This window comes from Neoalteromonas facilis (assembly GCF_002807665.1).
Classification (GTDB): domain Bacteria; phylum Pseudomonadota; class Gammaproteobacteria; order Enterobacterales; family Alteromonadaceae; genus Alteromonas_E; species Alteromonas_E facilis.
Map to the genome: position 1 here is coordinate 1 of NZ_PEAY01000020.1, position 261 is coordinate 261.

Sequence of the window (261 nt, forward strand, 5' to 3'; positions counted from 1 at the left end):
TGCATTCAGGAGGTCAGCAGTTCGATCCTGCTTAGCTCCACCACAGGCTTGTAGCTCAGCTGGTTAGAGCGCACCCCTGATAAGGGTGAGGTCGGCAGTTCAAGTCTGCCCAAGCCTACCATTTACTGTTATATGATGATTGGTAAGGGTGGAAAGTGATCGGTGGTTGTTAGGTAGAGAGCCTTAATGAATGATGAAAATTATTGATTAAGGTTTTTTTAAGCCTTGAATATGTTCTTTAACAATTTGGAAAAGCTGATA

1 tRNA gene is annotated in these 261 nt (G+C 42.9%); it reads left to right on the forward strand.

The features are described 5' to 3' along the window. Nucleotides 1–44 precede the first annotated feature (44 nt). A tRNA-Ile gene (locus tag CSH93_RS17800) sits at nt 45–121 on the forward strand. Nucleotides 122–261 lie beyond the last annotated feature (140 nt).